General features: G+C 51.2%; 1 rRNA gene. It reads right to left on the bottom strand.

Going from position 1 to position 1761, the window contains the following annotated elements:
* Window positions 1–59 precede the first annotated feature (59 nt).
* Window positions 60–1619: ribosomal RNA gene (locus AB3I12_RS13275) — 16S ribosomal RNA — on the bottom strand.
* Window positions 1620–1761: the final 142 nt, after the last annotated feature.

Genomic DNA, 1761 nt, shown 5'->3' with positions numbered 1-1761 from the left:
ACCTCTCAAAACTGAACAAAGTGAAAAACAAACAGTGTAGTCTCCGTAATATTCCTTAGAAAGGAGGTGATCCAGCCGCACCTTCCGATACGGCTACCTTGTTACGACTTCACCCCAATCATCTATCCCACCTTAGGCGGCTGGCTCCAAAAGGTTACCTCACCGACTTCGGGTGTTACAAACTCTCGTGGTGTGACGGGCGGTGTGTACAAGGCCCGGGAACGTATTCACCGCGGCGTGCTGATCCGCGATTACTAGCGATTCCGGCTTCATGTAGGCGAGTTGCAGCCTACAATCCGAACTGAGAGAAGCTTTAAGAGATTAGCTTAGCCTCGCGACTTTGCGACTCGTTGTACTTCCCATTGTAGCACGTGTGTAGCCCAGGTCATAAGGGGCATGATGATTTGACGTCATCCCCACCTTCCTCCGGTTTGTCACCGGCAGTCTTGCTAGAGTGCCCAACTAAATGATGGCAACTAACAATAAGGGTTGCGCTCGTTGCGGGACTTAACCCAACATCTCACGACACGAGCTGACGACAACCATGCACCACCTGTCACTTTGCCCCCGAAGGGGAAGCTCTATCTCTAGAGTGGTCAAAGGATGTCAAGACCTGGTAAGGTTCTTCGCGTTGCTTCGAATTAAACCACATGCTCCACCGCTTGTGCGGGCCCCCGTCAATTCCTTTGAGTTTCAACCTTGCGGTCGTACTCCCCAGGCGGAGTGCTTAATGCGTTAGCTGCAGCACTGAAGGGCGGAAACCCTCCAACACTTAGCACTCATCGTTTACGGCGTGGACTACCAGGGTATCTAATCCTGTTTGCTCCCCACGCTTTCGAGCCTCAGCGTCAGTTACAGACCAGAGAGCCGCCTTCGCCACTGGTGTTCCTCCATATATCTACGCATTTCACCGCTACACATGGAATTCCACTCTCCTCTTCTGCACTCAAGTCTCCCAGTTTCCAATGACCCTCCCCGGTTGAGCCGGGGGCTTTCACATCAGACTTAAGAAACCGCCTGCGCTCGCTTTACGCCCAATAAATCCGGACAACGCTTGCCACCTACGTATTACCGCGGCTGCTGGCACGTAGTTAGCCGTGGCTTTCTGGTTAGATACCGTCAAGGGATGAACAGTTACTCTCATCCTTGTTCTTCTCTAACAACAGAGTTTTACGATCCGAAAACCTTCTTCACTCACGCGGCGTTGCTCGGTCAGACTTTCGTCCATTGCCGAAGATTCCCTACTGCTGCCTCCCGTAGGAGTTTGGGCCGTGTCTCAGTCCCAATGTGGCCGATCACCCTCTCAGGTCGGCTATGCATCGTCGCCTTGGTGAGCCGTTACCTCACCAACTAGCTAATGCACCGCGGGTCCATCCATCAGCGACACCCGAAAGCGCCTTTCAAATCAAAACCATGCGGTTTCGATTGTTATACGGTATTAGCACCTGTTTCCAAGTGTTATCCCCTTCTGATGGGCAGGTTACCCACGTGTTACTCACCCGTTCGCCACTCCTCTTTTTCCGGTGGAGCAAGCTCCGGTGGAAAAAGAAGCGTTCGACTTGCATGTATTAGGCACGCCGCCAGCGTTCGTCCTGAGCCAGGATCAAACTCTCATAAAAAGTTCGAACAATCTTGCGATTGTTAAGCTCAATTGTTTGCTAGCATATTGCTTGCTTGTTAAAAATGTTTGTTGTCTTGAATCAATCAAGACGCCCTACACATTTGGTTTGTCTTTGCTTTGTTCAGTTTTCAAAGGTCTAC

This window comes from Enterococcus sp. C65, assembly GCF_040887165.1.
GTDB lineage: Bacteria > Bacillota > Bacilli > Lactobacillales > Enterococcaceae > Enterococcus_B > Enterococcus_B hirae.
The sequence above is the reverse complement of the archived record's forward strand: the minus strand, read 5'-3'. Positions and strand labels throughout refer to the sequence as shown.